Genomic DNA, 8,249 nt, shown 5'->3' on the forward strand with positions numbered 1-8,249 from the left:
CGGTCCACTCTGCGTCAAGTGGAGGGCGCCAGTCTTTCGGTGTGCGGCGGCGTCATTGCCTGCCGGGCTGCTTACCCCACTGACTCGACGACCTTGAATGCCCACATCAGATGAAAGGGGCAGGACTCACCACATGAGCCCACTGCAACCGTTCCGGAGAATCGTGACCGGCCATGACGCGTCCGACCGCGCGGTGATCACGCAGGACGCACCGCCGACTCGCGTGGTGGAGATCGGCGGGCCTGGTGGCCCGGTCTTCCATGAGGTGTGGAACACACGCCAGACGCCGGCCGTCATCGACCGGCAGTCGGGTGAGCCGGCGGAGGACGGTCTGGTGCTCGGACCTCCCGAGCGCGGCACTCGCATCCGGGTGATCGACTTCCCTCCGGAGGACGACCGGATCCGGAACCTGACGGGGGCCGAGGCGGCCGAGAAGTTCGGGGAGATGGGCGGTGCCGACGCCGCTCGGTCCGCCGCCGGCGCGCCGCATCCGTTGATGCACCGCACGCAGACGATCGACTACGGGATCGTCATCGAGGGCGAGCTCACGCTGGTTCTCGACGACGGCGAGACCGTCGTCCGCACCGGAGACATCGTGATTCAGCGCGGCACCAACCACGCATGGGCGAACCGGTCGGCTGCGAACTGCCGGGTCGCCTTCGTCCTCATCGACGGCCAGTACACCGACGGACTCTGAGGAGGAGCGTCGTATGCGTATCCGACCCATCCCGCCCGATGAGCTCGACCCGCGGCTCCGCGAGGTGCATGACGGCATCGCCGGTCTCGTCACCGAGGAGCAGGGCCGCGTCGTCATCCTCGACGACGACGGCGCGCTCGTCGGGCCGTTCGCGGCGATGCTGCACTTCCCCACGTTCGGGGTTCCGGCGCTGTTTCTCCAGCGGGCGGTCGCGGCCGAGGCTCACCTCGATCCCATCGTTCGCGAGGTGGCGATCCTCACCGTCGGCGGCGCCTACGGCGCCCGGTACCTGCTGTACGCACACGAGCAGACGGCAGATGAGGTCGGCCTTCCGGCGGCACAGATCGCGACCTTGGCGGCGGGCGGGCGACCCTCCGGGCTGAGTGACGAACAGGCCGTCGCCCACGACGTCGCGATGGCGTTGACCTCCGGGCGCATACTGCCGGACTCTCTGTACGACCGGGCCACGCAGTTGCTGGGCCATGACGGGGTCGGCGAGCTCGTGTTCCTCATCGGCAGCTACTGCCTCATCGCGATGGTGCTGAACTGCTTCGACGTGCCGGTCCCCGGTCCAGATCCGTCAACTGCCCAGCAGTGACGACGACAAGGCGCGGCCCAGGGCCTGTCCGGCAGATCATGCCGGACAGGCCCTGGATCTGACTGCACCGCCTCGGCCTCCTCGGCTTCGGCCCCCCTCTGCCCCGGGGCTGCCGGGCGGCTCAGGTCACGGCCGGGCGAATGATCGGGATGCCGAGCGAAACGCCCAGATGTGGGCCACCAGCCCGATTCCCCAGCCCAGAATCGACCACAAGGGCCAGAAGAAATGGTCCGGGGTGAGAAGCCGCCACAGCAGGATCTGAGCCAGGTTGGCGACGATGTACCAGAAAAGGTGTATCCACAGACCCCTTCTCATGGCCTGCACGCTTTTGTGCATTCTTCCTCCCAGGGACCGGATCCATCACATCGCGACCGGCAGATGCGTCATTCCGGGAGTGCCCGCTCCTGCGCCGCCGTCTCGATGAGAGCCACCGTGGCGCCCGGCCGGGAGACGAACACCATGTGCGAGGCGCCCTCGACCACCTGGACCTTCGCACCGGAGCGCTGGGCCATGAACTCCTGCGCCGCCGGTGGAATGATCCTGTCGGCATCGCTGATGAGGTTGTAGTTCGGGATCGTGTGCCAGGCCTGCGGACCGGTGGCGGGCTCGCCCAGGGCGGCGCCGGCGGCCGGGCGTTGCATGATCGAGTAGAGAGTGGCTTCCTCGGCTGACACATCGGCCGCGAAGTGGGCATGAAAGACCTCGGGGTCGATGTAGAGGTCGACCTGCCCGTCGGGCAGCGGCACAGGCTTCAGGGACTCGCCCACGGTGCTGCCCGGGAACTTCTCGACCAATGCCTGCGCGCTCTCGCCCGTCTCCGGCACGAACGCCGCCAGGTAGACCAGTGCCTTCACGTTCGCGTTCCCCACCGCGGCAGTGGAGATGACCGCACCGCCGTAGGAGTGCCCGACCAGCACGATCGGTCCCTCGATGCTGTCCAGCAGCGCCTTGACCTGTGCCGCGTCGGAAGCGAGCCCCCGGAGCGGATTAGGCGCGGCGACCACTGGATAGCCGTCGGCGACAAGCCGCTTGGCGACCGTGTTGAAGCCGCTGCTGTCGGCAAAGGCTCCGTGCACGAGCACGATCGTCGGATTCCTGCTCACCATGTACGACCTCCCGGATGAATTCGGCGAAGAGCGACACCGACACGGCTCGACTCGGCTCGACTCGCGCCCGCGCGGCCCAAAGCTACGGCGTCGCACTGGACGGGAATGGAATGAGATCGGCGCACGGCCCGTACGGAATCCACGGATTCTTCAGTCGACGTCAAGCCGGGTTGGCCACTGTGAGCCTCCGGAGGACGGACGACTGGGGGCGTCGATGGTGGCGAACGAGGAGATCGAGGAGGCCGATGTCGTTGTCATCGGGTCGGGCATGGGCGGTCTCGCGGCGGCCCGCACGATCGCGCAGTTCGGCGGAAGGCGGGTTCTCGTCCTCGAACAGCACTACACGCTCGGTGGGATGACCCACGAGTTCTCCCGCGCCGGGCGGTACCGGTTCGGCACCGGGCTGCATTACATCAGCGCGAACGCCGGCCCGTTCCTCGAGTTCATGACGGACGGGCGGGTGCAGCTTTCGCCGCTGCCGGACGAGTACGACGCGCTGCACTTCCCGGGGTTCGATTTCGCCGTCCCCGCCACGAAGGAACGATTCCGGGCGCGTCTGGTGGAACACTTCCCGGCCGAGGCCGACGCCGTCGACGGCTTCTTCCGGACCACTCGCCGGGCCATGGCCGGGCTGGCCGCGCGCAATGTCTTCGCGTCGTTCCCCGCCGGCGTACGAAAAGCGGGTGCGCCCGTCGTCGAGCGGCTCTTCCCGTCGGCGTTCCGATCGGTGCGGGACGAGGTCTCCCGCAGCTTCCGCGATCCGCGTCTGCGGGCCGTTATGGCCGCGCGGTGGGGGCTGTACGGCACTCCGCCGGCATCGAGCGCGTTCGGCTTCCACGCGGCGGTCCCGCTGACCTTCTTCATGGAGGGCACCGCGCACCCCGTGGGCGGCCCGCAGGAGCTCAACCGGATCGTGCTGGAGATCCTCCAGCGGTACGGCGTGGTGCTGCGCTCCCGGCAGCGGGTTCATGAGGTCGTTGTCGAGGGAGGCGAGGTGGCCGGTGTTGGCGTCGAGGACACCGCCACCGGCCGCCGCTACCGCGTGCGGACGAACACCGTTGTCTCGGCGGCCGGAGTACGCAACACGTACGCCCTGATCGGGAGAAGCCACGAACTGGCGGACCTGCCCGAGGAACCGTCGGCGGTCATGCTGTTTCTCGGACTGGACCGGTCACCGGCCGAGTTCGGGCTGCGCGGCGAGAACCACTGGTTCATGCCGGACCTCGACGACCACGACGGCTTTCGCCGCCTGCCCGGGGACGGCACCCTCTACGTCTCGTTCGCATCGCTCAACAACCCGGCCGCCCGGTTCCACACGGTGGAGGCGCTGGAACTCGTCGATCCGAAGGTGGTCGACCAGTGGCGCGGGACACCCGAGAACGAGCGGCCGGACAGCTACCGGCAGCTCAAGGACGAGCTGACCGGCCGGCTGATCGCCCGGCTGGAGGAACGCTGGCCCGGCTTCCGGAAGGCGATCGCGTTCGCCGAACTCGCGACGCCGCTGTCGTTCGAGACCTATCAGCACAGCGTCCGGGGCTCCTTCTACGGTCTCGCGGCGACTCCCCGGCGACTGCGATCCGCGCGGGCCGGATGCCGTACACCGGTCAAGGGCCTCTTCGTGGCCGGACAGGACGCCTGGGGTTCCGGCGTGGTGGGGGCGTTGGCGGGCGGGCTGATGGCGGCGAACGCCGTCCTGAGACCGCGGCAGCTCGGGACCATGTGGCGGGCCCTCCGCTCCGGCGGGCCCGCCCGGCACCCGGCCACGCCCTGGCAGGGTTACCTGCGCGTGGCCCGGACCGAGGCGATGACCCCCACGGTCCGGCGGATCCGCTTCGAACCGCTGGACGGGGACACCGTGCCGTTCTCGTTCGCCGCCGGACAGTACGTCAAGGTCGACCTGCCCGTCGCCGTCGAGCCGATCGAACGGTCGTACTCGATCTGCAGCAGCCCCGGGGAGAGCGGCTTCTTCGAGATCGCCGTGAAACACGAACCGGACGGGCTCGGCTCGGGCTTCCTGCATGCGGAACTGGAGGCCGGGCTGGCGTTGCGGGTGAGCGGCCCGCACGGCGAGTTCACCTGGGATCCGGGCGCCGGGAAGAGCACGGCGGGCACTGCGAGCACGGAGGGCACGCTCCTGCTCATCGCCGGGGGCGTCGGGATCACCCCGCTGATGAGTGTCCTGCTCGCGGCCGCCGACGCCGGTCACACAGGCCGGATCACTCTCCTGGCGAGCTTCCGGACCGAGGGCGAGGTGGTGTTCCGGCCCGAGATCACGGCGCTGCGGGCCAGGCTGCCGGGGCTGGAGGTGTCGGTCTTCGTGACCGACCGGGAGGGGCGGATCGGTCTCGACGAGCTGCGGCCCCATGCCGGCCCGGCGACCCGCGTGCACCTCTGCGGACCGGCGCCGATGATGCAGGATCTGATCGGCCATCTGACGGAGCTGCGGGTGCCGCGAGAGGCCATCCACACCGAGGCGTTCGTATCGGGCCGGAGCAGGGAGACCCGCCGGGAGAAGGCGCACGCCATCGCTCTCGCCGCCGCGGCGGCCGGTGTCACCGAGTTCACCGTCGAGATGGCCGGCAGCGACCCGGCGTTCCCCTGCGACCCCGGGCAGTCGGTCCTCGACGCCGCCAACGCCGCCGGCGTCCCGATGCCGCAGTCGTGCGGCGAAGGCGCTTGCGGTACCTGTCGGGTGCGGGTGCTCTCCGGCTCCTACGACACCGACACCCGGGGGATGTTCTCCCCGGACGAGCTGCGCGCGGGCTGGCGGCTGGCCTGCCAGACACTGCCCACCGAGAACCTGATGATCGCTCTGTAGACGCGGGCGGGGCGGTCGCACGACCCGGCCTCGCCCCAGGGCCGCCGGTCCACCACCGGCGGTCGGTGTCAGCGGTCTTCGGCACAGGGGCCGCCGCTCGAAATGCCGCACGGATATTCCTCGTCGGCCGAGGCGTATGTCGAAAGAGCTGAGTCTCCGTTGACAACGGATGGCGGCAAACGGCGTACCAGAACCTGGGATTGGGAATGAGAATGGCTTCCTCCGGCACGCCTGTGCGTCTGCAGATTCTCGGTCCGCTGCGGATCTGGCGGAACGGTGTCGAACTGGATGCGGGGCCTCCGCAGCAGGCGTATCTGCTGGCGGTGCTGCTCGCCGAGGCGGGCAAGCCGGTCAGCATGAGCGAGTTGGTCGACCTGATCTGGGCCGAGGACGTCCCGGTCTCGGCCGTCAACATCCTCCAGAAGTACGTGGGTGCACTACGGCGGTTGCTGGAGCCCGCCCTGCCCCCACGTCAACCCGGCGCGTATCTTCAGCGCCGCGGCAACGGATACCTCTTCGCCGCCGTCCCCGGCATGCTCGATGTCGTCACCTTCCGGGAACTCGTCCGGACAGCCAGAACCGCCGCCGCGCAGCAGCGACCGGATGTCGCGCTCGACGGATACTTGCAGGCGGTAGGGCTCTGGCACGGTTCGGCCGGTGACGGAATCGCCCATGGATCGACCGCGACGGCAGCGTTCACCGCACTGGACGGCGAGTTCTTCGACGCCTGCGTCGCGGCGGCCGACCTCGCGGTGTCGCTGGGTCAGCCCGAGCGCGTACTCCCCTCCCTGCATCTCGCCGCCCGGATGACGCCGCTGCACGAGACGGTGCAGGCGAGTCTCGTCATCGCCCTGGCCGCCGCCGGCCGACAGGCGGAGGCGCTGTCGGTGTTCCGGACCGTTCGCGCCCAGCTGGCCGAGGAGTTGGGCATCGATCCCGGCCCGGCGCTGGTGACCGCACACCGGCGCGTACTGGAACAGACACCGGCACCGGCCGAGGAAGCATTCTCCGCGCGGCCGGCGGCACCCACCACAGGGATGCCGGGCGTGAGCCGCCTGGTGGGCCGGGACGAGGAGCTCGCGGTGCTGCGGCAGGCGGTGGAGTCGGCGCTGGCTGCAGGCACCGGGTTCGTCCTGGTCGAGGGAGAACCCGGGGCGGGCAAGACCCGCCTGCTCGAGGAGGCCGACGCCGAAGCCCACCGGCGCGGCGCACTCGTCGTCTGGGGCCGCTGTCTGGAGGGAGACGGCACGCCCTCGATGTGGCCCTGGGTGCAGGCCGTCGGCGCGATCCTGGACGACGTGCCGACCACGGCGCGGGAGGACTGGCACGCGGGCGAGCTCGGCCGTCTCATGGCACCTCACCGCAGCGGCCACGCGACGCCGGTACTGCCGGACAGCACCGCCCGGTTCCGCCTGTTCGAGCAGACTGCCGCGCTCGTCCGTCAGGTATCGGCACGGCGGCCGGTGGTGCTCGTCGTCGACGACCTTCAATGGGCCGACGCCGCCTCACTGGATCTGTTCGGCCACCTGACGGCTCACCTGCCGCGCGGCACGGCCGTGATCGGGGCGCTCCGTGACCGTGCGCCCGCACCGGGCGCGGAGTTGGAACGGCTGCTCGCCGCGGCGAGCCGGCTGCCCCGCCACCGCCGGATCCGGCTCGACCCGCTCGACCCGGCCGAAGTGGCCGAACTCGTCCGCCATGAGACCGGCCAGGACCCCGGCCCCGGCGCCACCCGCACCATCCACGCCCGCACCGCAGGCAACCCCTTCTTCGTCCGGGAACTGTCCCGACTCCTCGCCGACCGCAGCGTCCTCACCGAGGCCGCCACCGCACGCACCGGAGTGCCCGCCACCGTCCGGGACGTCGTCCGCGACCGGACGGCCCGGCTGGACAACGACACCGGACACCTGTTGCAGATCGCCGCGCTGATCGGCCGGGACGTCGACCTCGCGCTGCTCGCGCGGGCCGCCGGACTCGACATGCCGGCCTGCCTCGACCTCCTTGAACCCTTGCAGGAACTCGGCCTTCTCGAACCCTCGCCCGGAGACCCGCATGCGTTCCGCTTCGCGCACGACCTGGTCCGCGAGTCCGTCGCCGATGCCACACCGCCACCTCGCGCGAGCCGACTGCACCTGCTCGTCGCCGACGCACTGGAGCACACGACAGCGGACGACGAGCCGGTGGCCGAACTCCTCGCCCATCACCTGTGGGCCGCCGGCCCACTCGCGGACCCGGCCCGCACCGCCGGCGCGCTGATACGCGCCGGCCGTTGCGCGGCGGGAAAGTCGGCGTTCAGGGCCGCCGCACGACAGCTGCAGTCCGCCGCGCAGGTGGCGCGCAGAGCGGGCCTGGCGGAGCTGGAGCTGTCCGCCCTGTCGCTCTTCACCGCGGTGGGCGGGATACGGGCGGGGCAACTCGGTTCGACGCCCGCGTCGTTGGAGCGGGCCGAGCACCTGGCGCGTGGCCTGGGGCGGGAACGGGAGGCCGCCGACTTCCTCTTCGCCCGTTGGGCCGCCCATTCCCAGGGCATCCAGATCGACCGCGCCGGGCGACTGGCGCGGCAGCTGCTGGAACAGGGCGACGCATCCGCCGACCCGGTCGTCCGCACGTACGGCCAGTACGCGTGGGGCATCCACCAGTGGTCCGTCGGCAACATCGGCGAGGCGTACAGGTACCTGAACCGAACCGGTTCGACCATGCTCGACGACCTGGCCCGCGGCGGGGCGAACCCGCTGCGGCACGATCTACGGCTGCTCGGGCCGGTCATGCTCGCTCTGACAACCGCCCTGTACGGCGACCTCGGCACGGCGCGGACACTGTTCGACACCATCGAGTCCGCCGGTGACGACGACCCTTATGTGATCACCGTCTGGGCCGCGTTCGCCTGCACCGCAGCGGCTCTGGCCGGCGCCCCCGAGCGGGCGCTGCAGGTGGCGGAGCGGGGGATGGCCGTGGACCCGGACTTCTCCTTCTCCTACTTCGGCAGTTACCAGCGGCTGGCCCTGTGCTGGGCACACGCCGTGACCGGCG

General features: G+C 70.5%; 5 protein-coding genes and 1 pseudogene. 4 read left to right on the forward strand and 2 right to left on the reverse strand.

The genetic code is table 11. The features are described from left to right. Positions 1 to 133 precede the first annotated feature (133 nt). Positions 134 to 697, forward strand: a complete 564-nt coding sequence (locus ACSYGN_RS07860) for a cupin domain-containing protein (RefSeq protein WP_460393279.1) — start codon at positions 134 to 136, stop codon at positions 695 to 697. A 13-nt stretch (positions 698 to 710) separates the two neighbouring features. After that, positions 711 to 1,295 (forward strand): carboxymuconolactone decarboxylase family protein, encoded by a 585-nt coding sequence (locus ACSYGN_RS07865; protein ID WP_460393281.1) that lies wholly within the window; start codon positions 711 to 713, stop codon positions 1,293 to 1,295. 126 nt (positions 1,296 to 1,421) lie between these two features. Here ACSYGN_RS07865 and ACSYGN_RS07870 read toward each other — a convergent pair whose 3' ends face one another. After that, a complete protein-coding gene (locus ACSYGN_RS07870) occupies positions 1,422 to 1,631 on the reverse strand; it encodes a 2TM domain-containing protein (RefSeq protein ID WP_460393283.1) in 210 nt (69 codons plus the stop codon). Positions 1,632 to 1,678: 47 nt separating this feature from the next. Further along, on the reverse strand, positions 1,679 to 2,401 hold the full coding sequence (locus tag ACSYGN_RS07875) for an alpha/beta fold hydrolase (protein WP_460393285.1): 723 nt from the start codon (positions 2,399 to 2,401) through the stop codon (positions 1,679 to 1,681). Between the two features lie 214 nt (positions 2,402 to 2,615). On the opposite strand from ACSYGN_RS07875, the gene ACSYGN_RS07880 reads away from it, so the two are divergent. Both ACSYGN_RS07880 and ACSYGN_RS07885 read left to right on the forward strand, forming a co-directional pair. Beyond that, the gene (locus ACSYGN_RS07880; RefSeq protein WP_460393287.1) at positions 2,616 to 5,219 is read left to right on the forward strand and encodes an FAD-dependent oxidoreductase; all 2,604 of its coding nucleotides are present in this window, start codon (positions 2,616 to 2,618) and stop codon (positions 5,217 to 5,219) included. A gap of 212 nt (positions 5,220 to 5,431) precedes the next feature. Next, a pseudogene (locus ACSYGN_RS07885) lies at positions 5,432 to 6,757 on the forward strand (AfsR/SARP family transcriptional regulator); the annotation flags it as partial. Positions 6,758 to 8,249: the final 1,492 nt, after the last annotated feature.

Source organism: Streptomyces sp. YIM S03343, from assembly GCF_054729195.1.